We start from the raw sequence: 21,835 nt of genomic DNA, 5'->3' as shown, positions 1-21,835 counted from the left end.
CCGCCCGGGTTCCGGCAGACTGCGCTCAGGACGTCACGAATCGATATGGGAGGCATCACGATGCGGCTCACCAAGTACGCCCACTCGTGCCTGCGGATCGAGCACGACGGGGGAGTGCTGGTCATCGACCCGGGGGTGTTCAGTGATCCGGCGGAGGCGCTGGACGGGGTCGACGCCGTGCTGATCACCCACGAACATCCGGATCACCTCGACCTGGCCGCGGTGAACCAGCAGCTGGCGCGACGCCCGTTCGCCATCCACGGCCCGGCGTCGCTGGCCGGTGCCCTCGGTGACGCGGCTGACGTGCTGCGCCCGGTGGCCCCCGGGGAGTCGTTCACCGCCGCCGGGATCCCGGTACGCGCCCACGGTGGCCGGCACGCGGTCATCCACCCCGACATCCCGGTGATCGACAACCTTGGCTACCTGGTCAACGAGGTCGTCTACCACCCCGGCGACGCCCTGTTCGTCCCGGAGGACGTCGAGGTCGACACCCTCTTCGCGCCGATCCACGCGCCGTGGTCGAAGTTCTCCGAGGTGGTCGACTTCATCCGGGCGGTGGCACCACGTCGGGTCTTCGCGCTGCACGACGCCCTGCTCAACGACAACGGCTACATGGTGCTCGACCGGCAGTACACGGCGCTGTCCGGCAGCGAGTACCAGCGGTTGGAGCCGGGCACCCGGATCGACGGCTGAGCCGATGCCCGACCCCCCACCGGACCTCGTCGAGCAGCTGTACCGCACGCCGCCCGACCGGTTCGTCGCCGCCCGCGACGCCGCCGTCGCGCAGGCGCGTCGTGCCGGTGATCCGCGTACCGCCCGGGAGATCGCCCGGCTGCGTCGGCCCACCGTGGCCGCCTGGCTGGTCAACCTGCTCGCGCTGGAGCGGCCCGAGCTGGTGTCCGAGCTGGTGCAACTGGCCGAGGCGCTCCGGGAGGCCCAGCGCGAGCTGCGCGGCCCGCGACTGCGGGAACTGTCCGCACAGCGGCGGGCGGTGGTCGGTGCCCTGGTCGCCGAGGTCCGTCGGCTCGCCGCCGACGTCGAGGGTGCCCCGTCGGGCGGGAAGTTGCCGCTGGCCGAGGTCGAGGCGACGCTCAACGCCGCGCTCTCCGACGTCGAGGTGGCCGAGCAGGTGCGTTCCGGACGGCTGCTGCGGTCGGCGCACTACGCGGGGTTCGGCGAGGTGCCCCGGCCGCAGTTGCGTCTGGTGACCGGCGGCGAGGAACCGCCGCCCGCCGCGCCGGTCCGGCAGCGCCCAGCGGACCGTGGTGCGCTGCGTACCGAACAGGCGCAGCGAGCCGCACGCGCCGAACGGGCCCGGCGCCGCCAGGCGCTGGAGAAGGAACTGGACCGGGCGCGTACCGACCAGGAACGGGCCGAGGCGGACCTGGCCGGCGCGGCGGCGGCCGAACGCGACGGCGCCGCCGCGCTGGATGCCGTCGAGGCGGAGCTGGCCGAGCTGGAACGCCGCCGGGCCGTCGCCGAGCAGGAACTCAGCCGGTCCCGGCTGGCCCGCCGGGCTGCCGAACGGGCGCTGACCAGCGCGCGGCGACGTACCGGCGAAGTTGAGGCCGCAATGGAGGCGTTGGCCGCCGAGGAGGGGGATGCCGACCCCGACGGTTGACCGGCAGACTTGTCCCTCATGGACGGACCTTCGGGCGGATCCTTCATGTGCGCGGGTGTGGGCGGGGCGGGATGACGCCGGAGCAGGTCGCGACGGCGAGCAAGCCGGCGGTGCTCGCCCTCGGCGAGGCGTACACCCGATGCCCCACCACGTTGCGCCGGGCGCGGCTGCTCGGCATCTCCGGGTGGGCCTTCTACGTCGCCGGTCGAGCCGGCGCGCTCGGTGACGTACGGGCCGAGACCGTGGCCGCGGCGCTCGGCTTCATCGCCCCCGACGCCGTGGCCGACGGCTGGGACGCCGCCGTTCGCGTGGTCCGGCCGTCCGAGGTGGCCGCTGTCAGCCTCGCCGAGTGTTGTCGGTGGGGTGAGGAGGTGCTCGGTGATCTGCCCCGCCTCGACCGACTCACCGTGCTGGTGGAGCGGGCCGTGGCGGCGGCCGACGCCAGTGGGATGCCGCTGTTCGCGGCGTGGCGGGCGATGCCGTTGGACGTGCCGACCCCCGGCGCCCGGGTCGCCGCCGGCCTACGCCTGCTGCGGGAGCACTTCACCGGCGCGCACCTGGTGGCCGTACGCGCCAGCGGGATGACGCCGCTGGAGGCGGTGCTGGCGGGCCCCGAGGGAGCCAGCGGCGCGTTGGCCTGTGGGTGGCCGCCGCCCTACCCGCCGGTCGGGCCGTTGGTGCGACGGCGGCTGTGGGCCGAGGCGATGACCGACCGGCTCGTCGCGCCCGCCTTCACCGCGCTGGGCCCCGCCGAGGGCGCGGAGCTGGTCGAGTTGCTGACCACGGCACGTAGCCACGCGGAGGGCTGAGAATCCGCCCATTCTGGGATGATCCACCCGGAGCACCGGGGTCGACGCCCGGTGCCATGACGCCCGGTAGCAGACTGGAGAGGTGGAAGACGCGCTACGCCGACGCGGTGCCGGTGGGCCGGGACCGCAGCTCGATGACGTAGTCGTCCGGCGCGCCGGCCTTCTCGGCGGCGTTCGCGATCTCCGAGAGGTACCACGAGGTGGGCAGCCCGCCCTCGTAGCCGTCGAAGACGTAGACCCAGGCCGTCACGTCGCCGTCCAGCGTCGAGACGCGCACGGTCAGCTTCCGGTACGTGCCGGAGGTGACGCCCTCGATCTCGTCCAGCTGGGCCGCGTCGTAGGGGTGGATGTCGTAGAGCGCCACGAAGACCCGGTCGCCGGGCGACTCGACCACGGTGCTGACCGCGCCCTCCCAGCCGATGACGTCCTCACCGGCGAAGGTCAGGCGCCATCCCTCCAGCCAGCCGATGCCCACCATCGGCGAATGCGGGCAGTAGGCGCGCATCCGAGCAGGGTCCAGGTTCGAGCCGTAGGCGGCGTAATGACGCACGGCGATGACGATAGCCCGGCTGGCGCGTGGGGGAGAATACGACGGTGCGTGTCGGACGCGTCGGGGAGAAGAAAGTCACTGTGAGTACGGAGAAGGGGCGGTCGTGGTGAGCCGGATCGTGATCATCGGCGGGGGTCCGGCGGGCTACGAGGCGGCCCTGGTAGCGGCGCAACTGGACGCCGACGTCACCGTCGTGGAGGCGGAGGGCGCGGGCGGCGCCTGCGTGCTGTCCGACTGCGTGCCGTCGAAGACGTTCATCGCCAGCTCCGAGGTGGTGACCGGCTACCGGGACACCGAGGTGTTCGGGGTGCACTCCGACGGGCTGGAGGCGGTCACCGTCGACGCGCAGGCGGTCAACGAGCGGGTCAAGCGGCTCGCCCTGGCGCAGTCCGGCGACATCCACTCGAAGCTGGTCAAGGCCGGGGTCACCTTCGTCTCCGGGCGCGCCCGACTCGGCGAGGACACGCTCGGCCACACCCACCGGGTGATCGTCACGCCGCACGGCGAGGAGGCCGCGTACGCGATCGACGCCTCGACGGTGCTGATCGCCACCGGTGCCACGCCGCGCCAGTTGCCCACCGCACTGCCCGACGGCGAACGCATCCTGACCTGGCGACAGGTCTACGACCTGCCCGAGCTGCCGGAGCACCTGATCGTGGTCGGCTCCGGGGTGACCGGTGCCGAGTTCGCCAGCGCGTACCTCGCGATGGGCGTCGAGGTGACCCTGGTCTCCAGCCGGGACCGGGTGATGCCGCACGAGGACGCCGACGCCGCACAGGCGATCGAGCAGGTCTTCCGGGCCCGGGGCATGAGCATCCTGAACAACTCCCGCGCCGAGAGCGTCCGCCGCGTCGGTGACGGCGTCGAGGTCGAGCTCTCCGACGGGCGTACGGTGACCGGCTCCCACGCGTTGATCGCCGTCGGCTCGATCCCCAACACCGCCGAGCTGGGCCTGGCCGAGTACGGCGTCGAGTTGGCCCGGGGCGGCTACGTGACGGTGGACCGGGTCTCCCGGACCAACGTGCCGGGCATCTACGCGGCCGGTGACTGCACCGGAGTGCTGCCGCTGGCCAGCGTCGCCGCGATGCAGGGGCGGATCGCCATGTGGCACGCGCTCGGCGAGGCGGTTCGGCCGCTGCGGCTGCGTACCGTCTCCGCGAACGTCTTCACCGACCCGGAGCTGGCCACGGTCGGGGTGTCGCAGGACGAGGTGGACTCCGGCAAGGTGCCGGCGCGTCAGGTGATGCTGCCGCTGGACGGCAACGCCCGGGCGAAGATGGGCGAGATCGCGGACGGTTTCGTGAAGCTGTTCTGCCGACCGGCCAGCGGCCAGGTGATCGGTGGCGTGGTGGTGGCGCCGAAGGCCAGCGAACTGATCCTGCCGATCACGATGGCGGTGGAGAACAACCTCACCGTCAACGAACTGGCCCAGACCATCACCATCTACCCCAGCCTCTCCGGCTCGGTCACCGAGGCGGCCCGCCAGCTGATGCTCCACGAGCTGGAGTAGGCGGCGACGACGGTGAGCAGGCCCACCTCGGCGAGGGTGAGGGCTCGTTCGATCAGGCCGTAGTAGGCGCGGTCGCCGGGGTAGGCGGACCAGGCCATGGCGACGGCCAGCAGCAGGCTGGCCACGGTCAGGGCGCGCAGCCAGCGCCCGGCCCGGTCCCCGGCGGGAAGCCGGGCGGCGACCAACCAGCCGGCGATCGGCAACGCCACGAAGGCGATCACCGAGGCGTACCGGTGCACGTAGGCGGCGGTGCCCATGTCGGTGCCGGGTGGGTTCGTCGGCACCAGGCCCGACACCAGTAGTCCGCCCGCCCAGACCCCCAACAGCCACTGGGCTGCCCGGCCACCGCGCCCGAGCGGGGCGGGCGCACCTGCGGGCCGATCCGACCGGAGACGGTCCAGCCGACCCAGGGTCGGGACGAGCACGGCGGAGGCGGCGGCGAGCAGCAACATCGCCACGTGGATGACCTCGCCGGAGTCGGAGACCGCGTAGTCGCTGACGGTCAGGCTTACCGGGTCGAGGTCGCTGACACCGGCGTGACCGATGACGGTGAGCAGCGCCGCGAGGACGATCCCACCGAGGGCCAGTGCACCGTTGTTCCGGATTCCAGGCATGCCTTCAGCCTGTCGTCGCGGGCACCTCAGACGGATCCGGGACGAGCACCGAAATCTGACCCGGGGACCACCCCGACAGGCACTCCGGCATTTCCCCCGGGTGAACGACCAGGGCGATCAGTCGGCGGGGACCTCGGCCGGGGCCGGGTAAAGCCGTGCGGTGACGGAGGCCAGCGCCCAACCGGTCAGCGCGAAGCCAGCGGCAGCCGCCGCCGCGACGACCACCATCCGCCAGGCGGACCCGGTCAGCGCGGCGCCGCCCAGATGCCCCACCAGCCCGCCGTACGCCGCCCAGCCCGCAGCCGCGATGCCGGCACACGGCAGGAACAGCCGGACCGGGTACCGGCTGCGGCCGGCGGCGAAGCAGGCGGCCATCCGTCCGCCGGGCACGAAACGGCACAGCAGGATCATCATCGGCCCAGGGCGACGCAGGCCCCGGGTGAGGCGGCCGGCTATCCGTCGGGCGCGACCCGTACCCGGCGGCTGCGGTGGCCGACGTCCCAGCGTGTAACGGCCGAGCAGGTAACAGGCCAGATCACCGGCGAGGACGCCGAGCGCGCCGACGGCGACGGTCTTCGGCAAACTCAGCCCGCCGTACACGGTGAGTGCCCCGCCGGTGAGCATCAGCAGTTGGGTGGGCACCACCGGCACGAAGGCGTCCACGGCCAGCAGGATGAACAACGCGAGGTACGCCACATCGGGGGATGCCACCTGGATGAGTAGTTCAGGCACCGGGCCACCTCGCGTGCTGTCCGACGGAACCTACCGAGCCTGACGTGGTGTGCGACATCACCCGCGACGGCCCTGGCCTGGCGTGACCAGTGACACCCACGCCTCGCTGCGCCCCAGCTGGGCCCCCCGAGCGCCGTTCACCGCATAATATCGATGGAGATTGACGGTAGGGCACGGTCGCCGAAAACTCGTTCGGCGGCGTACCGTTGACACGCGGTCCGGCGAGCGTCGGGTCCCCCGTTCCTGATGCCCGGGCCGCCTCCGGGCCGCTGGCAGGTCCCGTGCCAGCGGCCCGGTCCCAATCCTGTGTCGCAATCTGCGCGGCGGGCGTACGCTCGGCGCATGTGCAGTGCGGTGCTGACGACGACGCCGGGGAAGCCTGGCGCGCCGCACTGACGTATTCGACTGTCGAGTGCCCCGGGCGATCCGCCCGGGGCACTCGTGCGTCGTGGGTTCGGTCGTCGGGGCGTACCGCCAAGGAGCCAGACATGATCGACCACCGCCGGCTGGGCCGGGACCTGGACCTGTTCGCCACCGATCCGCTCTCCGGGGCCGGTCTGCCGCTCTGGCTGCCGGCCGGCGCCGCCGCCCGACACGCGGTCGAGGAGTACCTGCGTGACCTGGAACGCCGGGCCGGATACCAGCAGGTGTACACCCCGCCGATGGGGCGACGTGAGCTGTTCGAGGTCTCCGGGCACCTCGGCTACTTCGCGGCCGAGATGTTCCCTCCGATGCGGCTGGCAGACGGCGACGACGAGCTGATGCTCCGTCCGGCGCTCTGCCCGCACCACGCCCTGGTCTACCGGTCACGGGGGCGCTCCTACCGGGAGCTGCCGCTGCGGATCTCGGAGATCGGGGGCATGTACCGGGCGGAACGGTCCGGGGTGGTCGGTGGCCTGTCCCGGGTACGCGCCATCACCCTCAACGACGCGCACAACTTCTGCACCCTGGAGCAGGTCGGCGAGGAGGTGGCGGAGATCCTGCGGCTGATCCGGGCCGCGCACGCGGCGCTGGGCGTGCGGCCGGCGGGCGTACGGCTGTCGCTGCGTGGGCCGGGGGAGAAGTACGTCGGCGACGACGCGCAGTGGGCGCGGGCCGAGGACCTGCTCCGCGCCGCCCTCGACGGGGTGCCGTACACCGAGGCACCGGGTGAGGCCGCCTTCTACGGTCCGAAGATCGATGTTCAGGTGCGGGACGCGGCCGAACGCGAGTACACCCTCTCCACCGTCCAGATCGACTTCGACAAGCCCGAGCGGTTCGACCTGTCGTACACCGATGCCGACGGCGGGCGACGCCGCCCGGTGATGGTGCACCGCAGCCTCGCCGGCAGCATGGAACGGCTCTTCGCGTACCTGATCGAGGTGCACGGGGGCGCTTTCCCGCCCTGGTACGCCCCCGTGCAGTTGGTCGTCCTGCCGGTCGGCGAGGACCAGGCCGAGGCCGCGCTCGACCTGGCCCGACGGGCCACCGAGGCGGGCCTGCGGGCCGAGGTCGACCACGGCGGTTCGCTCGGTGCCCGGGTCCGCGACGCGGCACGCCGCCGGATCCCGTACGTCGCCGTGCTGGGTGCCCGGGAGGTGGCCGACGGTCGGGTGGCGTTGCGGTTGCGGGACGGGAGATCGCTGGAGCCGCAGCCGGTCGCCGAGGCGATCGGGCTGGTGAGCGCGGCGGTGGCCGCCCGCTCGGCGGATCTGCTGCCCACCGGCTGAGCCGGTGCCGAGGTGCGGTCGGGCCACGATCCGGGATCGGTCATGGCCCGACCGCGACGGCGGCGACGTGGCTGCCCGGTCGGTGATCCGGCACCTCTTCACCCCGACCGGGGAGACCGGCTGAGCGGCCCGGCCGGTCTTGGGACACGCCGTCCGGCCCCGGTCACGCCGACCGGCCCCGGTCACGCCGACCGGCCCCGGTCACGCCGACCGGCCCGGGGCGCGGCGAGTCGGCCTCACCAACTGGTCGGCAGGGGCATCCCCTCGGTGTATCCGGCGGTGCTCTGCACGCCGACCAGTGCCCGCTCGTGGAACTCGGCGAGGGTGCGTGCGCCAGCGTAGGTGAAGGCGCTGCGCACCCCCGAGATGATCTCGTCGATCAGGTCCTCCACGCCGGGTCGGGCCGGGTCCAGATACATCCGGGCCGTGGAGATGCCCTCCTCGAAGATGGCCTTGCGGGCACGGTCGTAAGGGCTGTCGTCACCGGTACGCGCACTGACCGCCCGCGCCGAGGCCATGCCGAAGCTCTCCTTGTAGCGCCGGCCGTCCTCGTCGGTGTAGAGGTCACCGGGGGACTCGTAGGTCCCGGCGAACCAGGAGCCGATCATCACGTTGGACGCCCCGGCGGCCAGCGCCAGGGCCACATCCCGTGGATGCCGCACCCCACCGTCCGCCCAGACGTGACGGCCCAGCTTCCGGGCGGCCGTCGCGCAGTCCAGTACCGCCGAGAACTGCGGTCGGCCGACGCCGGTCATCATCCGGGTGGTGCACATCGCGCCCGGACCGACCCCGACCTTGACGATGTCGGCACCCGCCTCGACCAGATCGCGTACCCCGTCGGCGGTGACCACGTTGCCGGCGGCCACCGGGACCGCCGGGTCGAGGCCGCGTACCGTCCGCAGCGCGGAGAGCATCCGCTCCTGGTGGCCGTGCGCCGTGTCCACGACCAGGGTGTCCACCCCGGCCTCCAACAGTGCCTTCGCCTTGCCCGCCACATCGCCGTTGATGCCCACCGCCGCCGCGACCCGCAGGCGACCCTGGGCGTCCACCGCCGGCTTGTAGAGCGTCGCCCGCAGCGCCCCGGCCCGGGTGAGGACGCCGACCAGCCGACCCGCGTCGTCGACCACCGGCGCGAGTCGCCGCCGCCCCGCCGACAGCCGGTCGAAGCCGGTACGCGGATCCGCGTCGACCGGCACGGTGTGCAACTCGGTCGACATCACGTGCCGCAACTGGGTGAAACGGTCCACGCCGACGGTGTCCGCCTCGGTGACCACTCCCATCGGCCGGCCGTCGTCGTCGACCACGATCACCGCACCGTACGCCCGCTTGGGCAACAGGTGGATGGCGTCACCGACGGTGTCGTTGGGGCCCAACGCGATCGCCGTGTCGTGCACCAGGTGCCGCTGCTTGACCCAGGCGATCACCTCGGCCACCACGTCGATCGGGATGTCCTGCGGGATCACCACGATGCCGCCGCGTCGGGCCACCGTCTCAGCCATCCGTCGCCCGGCGACCGCGGTCATGTTCGCCACCACCAGGGGGATGGTGGTGCCGGTGCCGTCACCGGTGGCCAGATCCACGTCGAGCCGTGAACCCACCTCCGAGCGCACCGGCGCCATGAAGACGTCGTTGTAGGTCAGGTCGTATCCGGGCGTCACGTCATTGAGGAACCGCACCCGGCAATCATGACTCAGCCCAACAGCAGTGCCACGGCCACGGCCACCATCACCACCGCGATCACGCCGTCGAGCACCTGCCAGACCCGTCCACGCGCGAGCAGCGGAGCGAGCCGGTACGCCCCGGCACCGAGCGCGGTGAACCAGCACACGCTGGCCGCCATCGCCCCGACACCGAACAGCCACCGGTGCGGATGCTGCTGAGCGATGCCGCCGAGCAGCAGCACCGTGTCGAGGTAGACGTGCGGGTTGAGGTAGGTGAAGGCGAGGCAGGTCAGCAGCGTCGGACCGAGCCGGGCCGGCGGCCGGTCGGCCGGTGTGAGCGCGCTGGGACGCAACGCGCGGCGGGCGGCGAGTGCCGCGTACCCGAGCAGGAAGGCCGCCCCACCCCAGCGGATCGCGGTGAGCAGGACCGGACGTCCGGCCACCACCGAACCCAACCCGGCGATGCCCACCCCGATCAGCAGCGCGTCGGAGAGGGCACAGGTCAGGACCACCGGCACCACGTGTTCCCGGCGCAGCCCCTGGCGCAGCACGAAGGCGTTCTGCGCGCCGATGGCGACGATGAGGGCGATGGACAGGGAGAAGCCGGCGACGGCCGAGGTGAGCATGCGCCCGACCTTAGAAGCGCGCCGCTACGCCGACCACCGCGGTCCGCGCCGGACGCTCAGGCGATGGTGCAGATCGGCGCACCGGCGGTGATCACCGCGCCGACCTCGGCCGACAGGCCGCTGACCGTGCCGGCCTTGTGCGCGTGCAGAGGCTGCTCCATCTTCATCGCCTCCAGCACCACGACCAGATCGCCCTCGGCGACGGTGTCGCCGTCGGCGACCGCGATCTTCACGATCGTGCCCTGCATGGGCGAGGTGAGCGAGTCACCGCTGGCCGCCGCGCCCACCGTGGTCCCGCCACCCCGGCGGGTGGGCTTGCGGGCGGCTGGCGCGGAACCGGCCGTACCGGCGCCGAGACCGGCGGGGAGGCTGACCTCCAACCGCTTGCCGCCCACCTCGACCACGACGGTCTCGCGCTCGGCCGGGCTGGCAAGCGGCCCGGCAGCGGCGGCGAACGGCGGCACGGTGTTGTCGAACTCCGTCTCGATCCAGCGGGTGTGCACGCTGAACGGCTCGGCGGTGAACGCCGGATCACGAACCACCAGACGGTGGAACGGCAGCGCGGTGGCCATCCCGTCGACCACCATCTCGTCCAGCGCGCGGCGGGCCCGCTCCAGCGCCTCGGTCCGGGTCTCACCGGTGATGATGACCTTGGCCAGGAGGGAGTCGAAGTTGCCGCCGATCACGTCGCCCGCCGAGATGCCGGTGTCCACCCGCACCCCGGGGCCGGTGGGCAGCCGCAACGCGGTGACCGTGCCGGGGGCGGGCAGGAAGTTACGGCCCGGGTCCTCGCCGTTGATCCGGAACTCGATGGAGTGCCCGCGCGGGGTCGGGTCCTCGGTGAACCGCAGCTTCTCACCGTCGGCGATGCGGAACTGCTCGCGTACCAGGTCGATGCCGGCGGTCTCCTCGGTGACCGGGTGCTCCACCTGGAGCCGGGTGTTGACCTCCAGGAAGGAGATGGTGCCGTCGTTGCCGACCAGGTACTCGACGGTGCCCGCACCGTGGTAGCCGGCCTCCCGGCAGATCGCCTTCGCGCTGTCGTGGATCTGGGCCCGCTGCGCGGCGGTGAGGAACGGGGCCGGTGCCTCCTCGACCAGCTTCTGGTGGCGGCGCTGCAACGAGCAGTCCCGGGTGCCCACCACGATCACGTTGCCGTGCTGGTCGGCGAGGACCTGCGCCTCCACGTGGCGGGGGCGGTCGAGGTAACGCTCGACGAAGCACTCGCCCCGCCCGAAGGCGGCGACCGCCTCCCGGGTCGCCGACTCGAACAGCTGCGGGATCTCCTCCATGGTGCGGGCCACCTTCAGCCCGCGTCCGCCGCCGCCGAAGGCTGCCTTGATCGCCACCGGCAGACCGTGGTCGACCGCGAAGGCCATCACCTCGTCGGGGCTGCCGACCGGGTCAGCGGTGCCCGCGACCAGCGGAGCCCCGGCCCGCTGGGCGATGTGCCGGGCGGTCACCTTGTCACCCAGGTCGCGGATCGCCTGCGGGGTGGGACCGATCCAGGTCAGGCCGGCGTCCATCACCGCCTGGGCGAAGTCGGCGTTCTCGGAGAGGAAGCCGTACCCGGGATGCACCGCATCCGCGCCGGAACGGTTCGCGATATCGATCAGCTTGTCGATGCGCAGGTAGGATTCGGAGGCGGTGTCACCGCCCAGGGCGTACGCCTCGTCGGCGAGCGTGGCGTGCAGGGCGTCCCGGTCGGAGTCGGCGTACACCGCGACGCTGCCGAGGCCCGCGTCCCGGCACGCCCGGATGACCCGGACGGCGATCTCGCCCCGGTTGGCGATGAGTACCTTGCGCACCTGGTAGCTCCTCCCGGCAGGTTACTGACCGGGAGTTTATCGGCCACCCCGGCGGCCCTAACGGTGACTAAGTGTGGGATGCCGCACTGTCAGGGCCAGGTAATTGAGCGGCGTGGTGTCGTACCGATGTGGTCGAGTGCCAGTGACGATGATGGCCGACACAGGCCACGAGCGGGGAGCTAGACATGATCCAGACCAGAGGACTGCGGAAATCGTTCCGCAGTCGAGCCGGTCGTGAGGTGAAGACCGTCGATGCGGTACGCGGCGTCGACCTCGACGTCCCGGCCGGTGAGATCTTCGGATTTCTGGGCCCGAACGGAGCCGGCAAGACCACCACACTGCGGATGCTCGCGACGTTGATCGAGCCGGACGGCGGCCAGGCCACCATCGCCGGTGCCGACCTGCTCAAGAACCCGGGCGAGGTGCGGCGCAGGATCGGCTACGTCGCCCAGGGCGGGAGCACCTGGGACGAATCCACCGGCCGCGAGGAACTGGTGCTCCAGGCCCGGATGTACGGCATCGGCAAGGCCGAGGCGCAGCGGCGGGCCATCCGGGCACTGGAGGCGTTCCAGCTCACCGAGTTCGCCGACCGCAAGTGCAAGACGTACTCCGGTGGCCAGCGGCGTCGCGTCGAGATCGCGCTCGGCATCATCCACGAGCCGAAGATCGTCTTCCTGGACGAGCCCACCACCGGGCTCGACCCGCAGAGTCGCGCACACATGTGGGACGAGATCCGCCGGTTGCGCACCGACGGGATGACCGTCTTCATCACCACGCACTACCTCGACGAAGCCGACGCGCTCTGCGACCGCATCGCGATCATGGATCACGGCGAGGTGGTCGCCGAGGGTACGCCGACCGAACTCAAGCGGGAGATCTCCGGCGACGTGGTGCAGGTCGGGCTGGACGTCAGCGCCACCGGCGAGGCCGAGAAGCTGCTCGACGGCGAGGAGTACGTCAACCGGCTGGAACTACTCGACGAGGGCGGGCTACGCCTCTTCGTCGACGAGGGCGCCACCGCCATCCCGAGGATCCTGCGCCGGGTCGACGCGGCAGGGCTCGACCTCAAGTCGATCGAGCTGCACCGCCCGAGCCTCGACGACGTCTTCCTCACCAAGACCGGCCGCTCGCTGCGCGAGTCCTGACCCGACCCGGAGAACTCATGAAGCTCGCCCGTGACACTTGGCTGATCTTTCAGCGGCAACTGAAACTGCTGCTGCGCAACCCTGTGTGGGTCTTCGTCGGTGTCTTCCAGCCGGTGATGTACCTGCTGCTCTTCGCTCCGCTGCTCAAGCCCGCGCTGAACGCGCCCACCCAGGCCGAGGCGTACAAGATCTTCGTGCCTGGCCTGCTGGTCCTGCTGGCCATCTTCGGTGGCCTGTTCCAGGGCTTCGGCCTCATCGCCGAGCTTCGGGCCGGGGTCATCGAACGGTCCCGGGTCACCCCGATCAGCCGGTTCGCCCTGTTGCTCGGCCGGTCCCTGCGGGACGTGGTGTCGCTGATGGTCCAGGCCGTCATCATCACCCTGCTGGCGCTCCTGTTCGACCTGCGGGTGTTCATCGGTGACCTGCTGTTGGCGTACCTCATGCTCGCCCTGATCGCGCTGATGACCTCGGCGGTCTCCTACGGCGTCGCGTTGAAGGTGAAGAGTGAGGACGCCCTCGCACCGTTGATGAACACGGTGGCGCAGCCGGTGCTGCTGCTCTCCGGCATCCTGCTGCCGCTCGCCTTCGCGCCGGGCTGGTTGCAGGGCGTCGCCAAATGGAACCCGTTCTCCTGGGCGGTCGACGGCACCCGGGCGCTGTTCAACGGCGACATCGGCAACGACCGGGTCTGGCAGGGGTTGAGCATCATCACGGTGCTCGCCGCCGCCGGTGTCTACTGGGCCGCCCGCCAGTTCGCCCGCAGCGTCCGCTGACCTGCGCCGATCGCGGCCGGCCGGTCCCGGTTGCGGCATGTCGAGGTTCCCGGAACACCCCCGACATGCCGCAACCCCTGCGCGGGTCACACCCGCGCCGGTGTCAGCGCACGTAGGCGAGGGTCAGGCCGTCGGCGATCGGCAGCATCACCGCGTCGACCCGCACGTCGGCCAGCACGTCATCGTTGAACGCCGCGATCGCCCGGTCGGCTTCGCTCTGCGGGGCCAACACCCGGCCGTCGCGCAGCACGTTGTCGACGGCGATCACGCCACCGGGCCGCATCCTGGGCACCAACTCGGCCCAGTAGATCGGGTAGCCGGTCTTGTCGGCGTCGATGAAGGCGAAGTCCAGGTAGCGGTCGTGCGACAGCTCGCGCAGCGTCTCGCCGGCCGGGCCGATACGCAGGTCGATGCGGTCGTCGATGCCGGCCCGCGCCCAGTAGCGGCGGGCGATCGCGGTGTACTCCGTCGAGATGTCGAAGCAGGTCAACCGCCCGCCGTCGGCCAGCCCGCGAGCGATCGCCAGCGACGACAAGCCGGTGAAGGTACCCACCTCGACGGCCTGCCGGGCACCGAGTAGCCGGGTCAGGAACGTCAGGAAGGCGGCCTGCTCCGGCGCGACCTGCATCGACGCCTCCTCGGGGAGCAGCGTCAGCGTTTCCCGCGCCAGGTCACTGACGATCTCGTCCGGTGGTGAACCGTGCGCCACGAGATAGCGGTGCAGGTCGTCGGTGAGTGGAATCGACTTCAAGGTCATACTCGGAACCTAACCGAGTGGTTCGACAACCTGGTTACCAGGCGCAACCTTCGTCCACAGGTCGGTGATCCGCAGATCCAACTCGGCGAGCAGCTTCCGCAGCAACGGCAGGGAGAGCCCGATGACGGTTCCCGGGTCACCTTCGATCCGTTCCACGAACGGTCCGCCCAACCCGTCGATCGTGAACGCGCCAGCCACCGCAAGCGGCTCACCGGTGGCGATGTAGGTGGCAATTTCGTGGTCGCTGAGGTCGGCGAAATGCACCACCGTGGAGGCCACCGCCTCGGCCCGCCGTCCGGCCACAATGTCCACGAGACAGTGACCGCTGTGCAGGATGCCGCTCCGCCCGCGCATCCGCTCCCACCGCTGCTTGGCATCCGCCTCGTCGTCGGGCTTACCGAGAATCTGTCCTTCGAAGGCGAGCACCGAATCGCAGCCGAGCACCAGGGTGCGCTCGTCGTCGGTCGGCCGCAGCCGGGTGAGCACCGCCTGTGCCTTGAGCCGGGCCAACTCCAGGCAGAGGTCCTCCGCCCGCTCAGTCACCACGAGCGATTCGTCGACCCCACTGACCAGCACGTCCGGCTCGATGCCGGCAGACTGGAGAGACTTGCGGCGGGCAGGGCTCGCCGAGGCGAGCACGAGGCGAAGCGGCAGAGCGTCAGGCACCCCGCCGACGTTACCGTCTGACCGCGTACGCCACGCCACACACCATCCGCTTGCCCGTCGGTGCGCGTCCGGGTGCGCTCGTACGGCTGGACTCAGCGTGAGATTGGCGGCGGCGGATCATCAGAGCGACGTCGACGGCGGACGACCAGCGCCCAACCGGCTCCCGCCGCCACCAGCACCCCCAGCGTGACCAGGCCGCGAATCGTCGCCACGCGCTGTCCGTCGGCACGCGGCCGGTCAGCCGCCGCCGTGGTGGGGCCAGCCCCGTCCGGCCCGACCGTCGGCACCGACTCAAAACCCCTCGGCGGTACGTCTGCCGTCAGCGCCGCCACCAGATCGATGACCCCGTAGCCGTACTGGTCGTCCCGCCCCGGCGGCCCCTTGTCGATCGCAGTCGCAGTCAGCCGATGAACCACCTCGTCAGCCGGCAGATACGGATACTTAGCCCGAACCAGGGCCGCTGCCCCCGCCACAATCGCCGCCGCCCCAGACGTCCCCGTGCCGACCCGATACCCGCCATCAAAGCTGGTGCTGACCAACTCAACAGCCGGCGCAACAATGTCAATCTCATCGCCTGTGACGGAAACGCTGGCCCGATGTCCTGTTCGGTCCACGCCGCCTACTGCGACTACTCCGGGGTAAGCTGCGGGGTATTGGACTCTTTTGTCGGTAGGCAAATTTCCGGCGGCGGCGATCACCACAATGTCTGCATCAATTGCCGCCTGGATGGCTTTTTGTTCTGTGAGACTTTGTTCCCCTCCAGATGAAATGCTGATGATGTCGGCGCCGTTGTTGATCGCGTACATAATCGCCTGGGCGAGGTTCTCGGTCGTTCCGCCTGAGCTTCGATCCTTGAATTTGATGGGGAGGATGCTTGCTTGGGGTGCAACTCCTACTGCCCCCTCGGGACCCTTGCCGTGGGCTGCGATCAGTCCGGCCATGGCGGTGCCGTGCCCGTCGTTGTCCTGCTGGCCATTTCCGCCGTTTCGAATCAGATCTGTGCCGGAGTGGAGGTTGTCTTGTAGGTCGGCGTGAGGATGCACTCCGGTATCGATTATGGCGACTACAACGCCGTCGCCCTGACTGATGTCATGAACTTTGCCAACGGAAAGGTATTGAAGGTGCCACTGCTGCCCTGCGCTGATGCTGGCGGGCTGTCGAGTTGTTGTTGCTGAACTATGCAGTGGTGGGGATAGGGTCAATGTGGTGGCAAGGAGTGCTGCGGCCAGGTAGTTGGTGTAGTCCATTACCGCGTAAGGCCAATGGCTGGACCTGGGTCGATCGGGCCCTCTTCGTCTGGTGGTCGTAGAATAGGGTTCACGCCTTCTGTGGTTGTCCAAGGCATATCTGGGTCCCACTGGCGTTCGTTATCGTTACGTGGTCCTTGTGGCTTTCTACCCTCGTTAAAGCGGTGTTGTTGCGGTGATCCGCCAATAGGCATTGATCCATGCATGACCCCGGCCGCTTTCCCGATGCCAGGTCTGGAGCCGGCCGAGCCAGCAGGGGCTGTGCCGGCTGCCCCGCCGCCGATAATCCCTCCTATTGGATTAACTCGACGGGGCTCGGAATTGTGATGTGGCTGACCTGTCCCGGACTTATTGCCGCCGATAACTCCTTCTACCGGCCTTGGAGTCGCACCGTGTTTGCCGCTTTGTGCGCCTTTGTCTAAACCCTCGATGTCGCGTGGTGCAGGCTGTGCAGTCTGGTTTATGCGTGGTCCGCTAGTGATTGGCTGTCCGGTATTCGGCGACAGGGGTTCGGGCGATGTAGAGGGCGTCTGCGGAAGCCCTTGGGGAGTTTTCGGGGAAGGGGGCGTCGTGGCGGGAATCCCACCGAGTACTGGGCCGACATGCGGATTTTGCTGAATCGCTAGCTTCGAACTTGGTGCCCTTACATGTGACGGAGTTGCAGTCGAGGGTACTTGTAGCGGCATTACTGGTGGGATTACTGGAGCGGCGGGGTAATTCTCGACAACGGTTTGGTCGTTCACTGCCTTAGGGCGAGGGGTGGGGGGTGGGTGGCGGAGGAGGGTTTGGGCTTGTTGGAGTTCGGCGCTGAGGCCGTACATGATGTTGCGGGCCTGGATGTTCAGCCGTTCCAGGTCGGAGTCCGTGACCGGTGACTGGATGCTCCTGCTGGCGGCGGCTGCTTTCGGGTCGGCGGCCGTTTCTTCCCAGGCGCGCCGCTGTCGCAGTTTGGCGGCGTACTCGTCGTAGAGCTTCTGGATTTCGGTTCGGCTGCTGCTGAGCGCCTGGGTCGCGGCGGAGAGCGCGGTCTGGTTGGTGCTGGCGGCGGCCTGCGTACGCAACACCTGCTCGATCAGCTCGTCCAGTTTGGCGAGGTAGGCGTGTGAGGCCGCGTTCGTCTCAGGTGGCCAGACCTGGGCGAGGCGTGCCCGGTAGCTCTTCAATGTTGCAAGGTGCTGACCGGCCAGCTCGGCGACCTTGCGCCAGCCAGCGACGTGCCGCCAGTGGCTGTCGGGGTGGTGGCCTTGAAGGCAGGCCCACATGTCGGCGACGTTCATCAGGTGCCACTCGGTGAGGCCACCGTTGCGGCCGACGCCTGGTTCTCTCACGGCATCACCACCGCGCTGGTGCCGGTCGGGTCGGTGAGCGAGGGCGACGCCGTGGCCAGCGAGGTCACGGTCGACGGTGGCGGTGTGTCGGGGTGTCCGAGCGCCTGGTGGATGTCGGCCACCCGGGCGGCGGCGAAGGCGTCGGTGTCGGCGTACTGCTCGGCCACGAGTTTGGCGGCCTCGGCGAGGTGGCCGGTGGCGTCACCGACACCCCAGACGGCGTTGGTCGTCGCCTGTTGGGTCTCCCAATGGGTACGCATGAACTGCACCAGCTCGATGAACGCGTCGGCCGGGTTGGGCACCCTGGTGAGCATGTCGTCGGCGATGTGCCGAAGGTGTGGCGCGTAGCCGCTCTCCACTTCGGCGCGGAGCTGCTCGGCGAAGTCGCGTAGCTGGCGGATGTCGGCCTCGACGCCCCCGGAACCTCGTAGCCAGGATGCTGGTCGATCCTCCTCAGGGATCATCGGCCCTCCCAATCTGTCACGGGCTCGCTCCCCTGAGTGAGGTTAGACCGTCCCCGCCGCCCGCCGCAGCCCTGACAACTCCTCACTCACGCTGCGCAGGACGACGATCGCGTACCCGATTGGTCAGCGTGGGAGGCCGGAGGTGCGCCAGGCACCGGCACCGGGCGTCAGCGCCGCGCCCACCGGGCGGCCACTGCGCGCCCAGACCGACGCCGGGGCCGGTGCGGGCCGGACCGCCGGGCGGGAGCGCGCGGTGATGACGCCCACCAACGCGGCCAGTTCCTCGGCGGTCGGAACGCCACGCACGATCCGGAACAGCGGCTCTTCGGCAGACATGACCTCAGGGTACGCGGCGTGAGCTTGATCTTCGTCGCACAGTGGCGTGCCGACGGTGTGACGATCCGCGCTGCCGGGTACCGTCTCAGCGATGTCAGAAGCTTCCCCCCAACTCGTCGCCGACCGGTACCGGCTCATCTCGCCGCTCGGTCAGGGCGGCATGGGTCGGGTATGGAAGGCGCGCGACGAGGTGCTGCACCGCGATGTCGCGATCAAGGAATTGGTTCCGCCGCCGGGCCTGACCAATGACGAGCGCCGCGAGATGCGCGAGCGCTCGCTGCGCGAGGCACGCGCCATCGCGCGGCTCAACAACATCAACGTGGTACGCATCTTCGACGTGCTCCGCACCGACGGTGATCCGTGGATCGTCATGGAGTACGTGGCGTCCAGGTCGTTGCAGGACACCATCGCCGAGGACGGTCCGCTGCCACCGGCGCGAGTGGTCGAGATCGGCCTGGGCGTGCTGAACGCACTGAAGGCGGCGCACAAGGCCGGCATCATGCACCGCGACGTCAAGCCCGGCAACGTGCTGCTCGGCACCGACGGTCGGGTGGTGCTGACCGACTTCGGCCTGGCCACGATCCCCGGTGACCCGAACGTCACCCGTACCGGCATGGTGCTCGGCTCGCCCGCGTACATCGCGCCGGAGCGGGCCCGCGACGGCACCTTCGGCCCGGAAGCGGACCTGTGGTCGCTCGGTGCCACCCTGTACGCCGCTGTGGAGGGCAAGTCCCCCTACGCGCGTCCCTCCGCCATCAGCACGCTGGCCGCGCTGGCCACCGAGCCGGTGCCACCGGCCCGTAACGCCGGGCCGCTCAAGCAGGTGCTCGCCGGGCTGCTCCGCAAGGATCCGCAGGAGCGGATCACTGCGGAGGCGGCCGAGCGCATGTTGCGCAAGGCCGGCGGCCGGCGCTCTCGGATCTCGCTGCTCGACGGCGTACGCAGGCCGGGGCCGAACGGCCCGCGCGAGCCGCGCCCACCCCTGGTGCCGGCTCCACGCCCGTCCGGTGAACGCCCGGCGAGCCCCGTCACGCCGCCCGCGCCCCGCACACCACCCACCTCCGGGCTGCTGGCGGGCGGTGTTGCGGCGGCAGGCTCCTCCCCGGACCGGTCGACCGGTGTACAGCCCGGCAGCGACGTCGACCCGACGGCGAAGATCGCCGGGCCGGTCGATCGTGTCGACGCCGCGCCGACGGCGAAAGTCTCGATGACCAATCCGTCGGAGGCGGCTGCGGTCGACGCGGAGAGCGAGCGCTCCGGTGCCGCATCGCCGACCTCGACGGGTGAGCGGGACACCGCGCTGGCCGCCGCTGCGGGTACCGCCTCGACCGCCGCTGCGGCAGGAGACACCACCGAGCCGGCCACCCCCGGCGACGAGCAGGCCGGAACCGACGGCAGCGGCGGCGAGCGGAGCGATTCGGGGTCGACGGGTGCCGACGCGACGCAGACCGGCGCGACGGCAAACCAGGCACACGTCGAGGACGCAGAGTCGGCGGCCCCGGCCGGGACGGACACCGACGGCACCCAGCGCGCCACCACCACTGTGGACAGCGCGGTCTCGGGGACGTCGGCCGCGACGGCGACCGGTGCGTCCGGCGGGGCCGTGAGGGCGGCGGCCGAATCGGACGGCGGCACACGGGTGGGCCTGCCCACAGCGGGCGACCCGCGACGAACTCCGCAGCCGACCTCGGTGATGCCGGCGGCATCGGTGAGCCCGGCACCGGCCCGCGGCTCCGTCTTCAAGGCCGGGCAGTTCCGCTCGGAACGGGCCCGGCGCGCAGTGCTCGTCGGTGCCTTGGTCGCGGTGCTGCTGCTTGGTCTGGCGGTGGTCGTGCCGCTGCTCACCGGCGGCGACGAGGACGGCGGCTCACCGCCGGTCACCGACGGCACCAGCAGTGCATCCCCACCGGCCACCTCGGCTCCGGCCGCCCCGCCGAGCGCCGCGTCGCCCAGCCCGTCCGTCTCGCCCAGCCCGTCGGCTTCGCCCAGCGCGACGCAGTCGGCTGGCGGGCTGCCGGAGGGGTGGACGCTGCGCACCGACCCGGTCGGTTTCAAGGTGCCCGTGCCGGACGGTTGGCGGCGCAGCGCCCGTGGCACCTGGGTGCTGTACAAGGAACCGAACGGTGTCCGTGAGCTGCTCATCGACCGCACCGACCGGCCGCAGCGCGACGCGGCCGCCGCGTGGCGCGCCATCGAGCCGGGGCGGAAGAACCTCGTCCGCAACTACGAGTTCATCAGCATTCAAGAAATCGACTGCAAGTGGCGGACCTGCGCGGACTGGGACTGGCGGGAGAGCCGGGACAACACTCGCATCCGGACCCGCAACCGGGGCTTCGTGACCGCCAGCAACCGGGGCTTCGCGCTGCGCTGGGAGGTCGCGGACCGGGAGTGGGACGCGCAACTGGCGAACTTCGAGATGATCTTCCGGGAGTTCGTGCCGGACCGTCAGGACTGATCGCCGGGTAGGGCCTCCGCCATTCGGAGGTGCGATGAGCCGGGTGACGCGCTGGGATCGTGGTGACGCGGTGGCAGGCCGACGCCGTCCGAGCGGGGGCGTCAGCCTGCCACGCGCGGTACGTCAGGTGTTGTTGGCGAGCGCGATCAGCCGGCTACGGTCGCCGTTCCAGTAGTTGCGGTCGACGTTGCCGCTGATGCCGGAGACCCGGCCGGAGTCGGTGTACTGCCAGAAGCTCCAGAACGGTGCGCCGGGCGGCAGCGTGCCGACCGAGGACGACCAGCGGGCGATCCACAACGGGTGGTTGTTCCACGGCCCGCTCCAGGAACCGGTGCACTGGTTCCAGAAGCTCGTGGTGGTGTAGATGACCGCGTAGCGGCCGGTGCGGGAGCGGTAGGTGTTGAGGAAGTCCTGCACCCAGTTGCGCATGGCGGTGGTGCTCAGGCCGTAGCAGTATCCGCCGCTGTACGGGTTCGCCTCCAGGTCCAGTGCCGCCGGCAGGGTGCGGCTGTCCGCCGACCAGGCCCCGCCGTTGGAGGCCAGGAAGTTCGCCTGGACCGCGCCGGAGGAGATGTTGGGTCGGGCGAAGTGGTACGCGCCGCGGATCACCCCGGCGTGGTACGCGTTGACGTAGTTGGTGTTGAACTTCGGGTCCTTGTAACTCGTACCCTCGGTGGCCTTGATGAAGGCGAACTGGATGCCGGCGTTGCGGACGCTGGTCCAGTTGATGGTGCCCTGATAGTGCGAGACGTCGATGCCCGGCACGGTGGCGGCGGCGGCCGGGGTCGCGGTGGCGACGAGCCCGGCGGCGGCGGTGGCGAGCACGGTGATGGCGGCGGCGGTCAGCCGACGCAACGATGATCTGGTCCGACCCATGGCGTCCTCCTGAGACGTTGATCGATAGACAGACATCTTTGGAGATCGCTACTCGTCAGTGCAAGAGGGGGTTAAAGAAACTTTCAACGCCATGATGTGTGGGCGGTCCACCTTGTGATCACCGCATGGCCGGAGCGGTAGGCTCGCG

Annotated in this window: 20 protein-coding genes; 8 read left to right on the top strand and 12 right to left on the bottom strand. The window is 70.5% G+C overall.

Annotated features, from left to right (window positions below):
- Window positions 1-60 precede the first annotated feature (60 nt).
- From FF096_RS04905 to FF096_RS04895, 3 genes are all read left to right on the top strand, one after another.
- Complete coding sequence (locus tag FF096_RS04905) at window positions 61-693, top strand: MBL fold metallo-hydrolase (RefSeq protein WP_155215155.1); 633 nt, start codon at window positions 61-63, stop codon at window positions 691-693.
- Between the two features lie 4 nt (window positions 694-697).
- Complete coding sequence (locus tag FF096_RS04900; protein WP_155215154.1) at window positions 698-1,621, top strand: hypothetical protein; 924 nt, start codon at window positions 698-700, stop codon at window positions 1,619-1,621.
- A gap of 71 nt (window positions 1,622-1,692) precedes the next feature.
- Window positions 1,693-2,430, top strand: a complete 738-nt coding sequence (locus FF096_RS04895; RefSeq protein ID WP_155215153.1) for a hypothetical protein — start codon at window positions 1,693-1,695, stop codon at window positions 2,428-2,430.
- Between the two features lie 94 nt (window positions 2,431-2,524).
- On the opposite strand, the gene FF096_RS04890 is transcribed toward FF096_RS04895, so the two are convergent.
- Window positions 2,525-2,980: a gamma-glutamylcyclotransferase gene (locus tag FF096_RS04890; RefSeq protein ID WP_093406228.1), complete on the bottom strand. Its 456-nt coding sequence runs from the start codon at window positions 2,978-2,980 to the stop codon at window positions 2,525-2,527.
- Between the two features lie 106 nt (window positions 2,981-3,086).
- Between FF096_RS04890 and FF096_RS04885 the strand changes: the two genes are divergently transcribed.
- On the top strand, window positions 3,087-4,490 hold the full coding sequence (locus FF096_RS04885) for an NAD(P)H-quinone dehydrogenase (RefSeq protein ID WP_309222770.1): 1,404 nt from the start codon (window positions 3,087-3,089) through the stop codon (window positions 4,488-4,490).
- Here FF096_RS04885 and FF096_RS04880 read toward each other — a convergent pair.
- Together FF096_RS04880 and FF096_RS04875 are read right to left on the bottom strand one after the other, a co-directional pair.
- Window positions 4,424-5,104 (bottom strand): DUF998 domain-containing protein, encoded by a 681-nt coding sequence (locus tag FF096_RS04880; RefSeq protein ID WP_155215152.1) that lies wholly within the window; start codon window positions 5,102-5,104, stop codon window positions 4,424-4,426. The genes FF096_RS04885 and FF096_RS04880 overlap by 67 nt on opposite strands.
- 117 nt (window positions 5,105-5,221) lie before the next feature.
- Window positions 5,222-5,836 carry a VTT domain-containing protein gene (locus FF096_RS04875; RefSeq protein ID WP_309222699.1) on the bottom strand — a complete coding sequence of 205 codons (615 nt, stop codon included), beginning with the start codon at window positions 5,834-5,836 and terminating at the stop codon, window positions 5,222-5,224.
- A 488-nt stretch (window positions 5,837-6,324) separates the two neighbouring features.
- On the opposite strand from FF096_RS04875, the gene thrS reads away from it, so the two are divergent.
- Window positions 6,325-7,545 carry a threonine--tRNA ligase gene (gene thrS / locus FF096_RS04870; protein WP_155215151.1) on the top strand — a complete coding sequence of 407 codons (1,221 nt, stop codon included), beginning with the start codon at window positions 6,325-6,327 and terminating at the stop codon, window positions 7,543-7,545.
- A 236-nt stretch (window positions 7,546-7,781) separates the two neighbouring features.
- On the opposite strand, the gene FF096_RS04865 is transcribed toward thrS, so the two are convergent.
- The 3 genes from FF096_RS04865 to FF096_RS04855 are packed head-to-tail and all read right to left on the bottom strand — an operon-like array spanning window position 7,782 to window position 11,640.
- Window positions 7,782-9,221 (bottom strand): GuaB1 family IMP dehydrogenase-related protein, encoded by a 1,440-nt coding sequence (locus tag FF096_RS04865; RefSeq protein ID WP_309222698.1) that lies wholly within the window; start codon window positions 9,219-9,221, stop codon window positions 7,782-7,784.
- A gap of 14 nt (window positions 9,222-9,235) precedes the next feature.
- Window positions 9,236-9,832, bottom strand: a complete 597-nt coding sequence (locus tag FF096_RS04860) for a LysE/ArgO family amino acid transporter (protein WP_155215150.1) — start codon at window positions 9,830-9,832, stop codon at window positions 9,236-9,238.
- A gap of 56 nt (window positions 9,833-9,888) precedes the next feature.
- Window positions 9,889-11,640, bottom strand: coding sequence for a biotin carboxylase N-terminal domain-containing protein (locus FF096_RS04855; protein WP_309222697.1), 1,752 nt, complete (start codon window positions 11,638-11,640; stop codon window positions 9,889-9,891).
- Between the two features lie 185 nt (window positions 11,641-11,825).
- Here FF096_RS04855 and FF096_RS04850 point away from each other — a divergent pair, with 185 nt between their 5' ends.
- On the top strand, window positions 11,826-12,785 hold the full coding sequence (locus FF096_RS04850) for an ATP-binding cassette domain-containing protein (protein WP_155215149.1): 960 nt from the start codon (window positions 11,826-11,828) through the stop codon (window positions 12,783-12,785).
- A 17-nt stretch (window positions 12,786-12,802) separates the two neighbouring features.
- A complete protein-coding gene (locus FF096_RS04845; RefSeq protein ID WP_155215148.1) occupies window positions 12,803-13,558 on the top strand; it encodes an ABC transporter permease in 756 nt (251 codons plus the stop codon).
- A 103-nt stretch (window positions 13,559-13,661) separates the two neighbouring features.
- Here FF096_RS04845 and FF096_RS04840 read toward each other — a convergent pair whose 3' ends face one another.
- The 5 genes from FF096_RS04840 to FF096_RS04820 all read right to left on the bottom strand — a co-directional run bounded on the left by FF096_RS04840 (window position 13,662) and on the right by FF096_RS04820 (window position 18,356).
- The gene (locus tag FF096_RS04840; protein WP_155215147.1) at window positions 13,662-14,315 is read right to left on the bottom strand and encodes an O-methyltransferase; all 654 of its coding nucleotides are present in this window, start codon (window positions 14,313-14,315) and stop codon (window positions 13,662-13,664) included.
- A gap of 9 nt (window positions 14,316-14,324) precedes the next feature.
- Window positions 14,325-14,981 (bottom strand): nucleoside triphosphate pyrophosphatase, encoded by a 657-nt coding sequence (locus tag FF096_RS04835; protein ID WP_309222696.1) that lies wholly within the window; start codon window positions 14,979-14,981, stop codon window positions 14,325-14,327.
- 92 nt (window positions 14,982-15,073) lie between these two features.
- Window positions 15,074-16,228, bottom strand: coding sequence for a type VII secretion-associated serine protease mycosin (mycP, locus tag FF096_RS04830; RefSeq protein WP_155215146.1), 1,155 nt, complete (start codon window positions 16,226-16,228; stop codon window positions 15,074-15,076).
- 1,324 nt (window positions 16,229-17,552) lie between these two features.
- Window positions 17,553-18,020: a hypothetical protein gene (locus tag FF096_RS04825; RefSeq protein WP_155215145.1), complete on the bottom strand. Its 468-nt coding sequence runs from the start codon at window positions 18,018-18,020 to the stop codon at window positions 17,553-17,555.
- 123 nt (window positions 18,021-18,143) lie between these two features.
- Complete coding sequence (locus FF096_RS04820) at window positions 18,144-18,356, bottom strand: acyl-CoA carboxylase subunit epsilon (RefSeq protein WP_155215144.1); 213 nt, start codon at window positions 18,354-18,356, stop codon at window positions 18,144-18,146.
- 91 nt (window positions 18,357-18,447) lie between these two features.
- Between FF096_RS04820 and FF096_RS27200 the strand changes: the two genes are divergently transcribed.
- The gene (locus FF096_RS27200; RefSeq protein ID WP_155215143.1) at window positions 18,448-20,811 is read left to right on the top strand and encodes a serine/threonine-protein kinase; all 2,364 of its coding nucleotides are present in this window, start codon (window positions 18,448-18,450) and stop codon (window positions 20,809-20,811) included.
- 123 nt (window positions 20,812-20,934) lie between these two features.
- Here the strand turns inward: FF096_RS27200 and FF096_RS04810 are convergent, their stop codons facing one another.
- Window positions 20,935-21,687, bottom strand: coding sequence for a GH25 family lysozyme (locus FF096_RS04810; RefSeq protein WP_155215142.1), 753 nt, complete (start codon window positions 21,685-21,687; stop codon window positions 20,935-20,937).
- Window positions 21,688-21,835: the final 148 nt, after the last annotated feature.

Source organism: Micromonospora sp. CP22 (genome assembly GCF_009712475.1).
GTDB lineage: Bacteria > Actinomycetota > Actinomycetes > Mycobacteriales > Micromonosporaceae > Micromonospora.
This window is presented reverse-complemented; position numbering and strand designations above follow the sequence as displayed.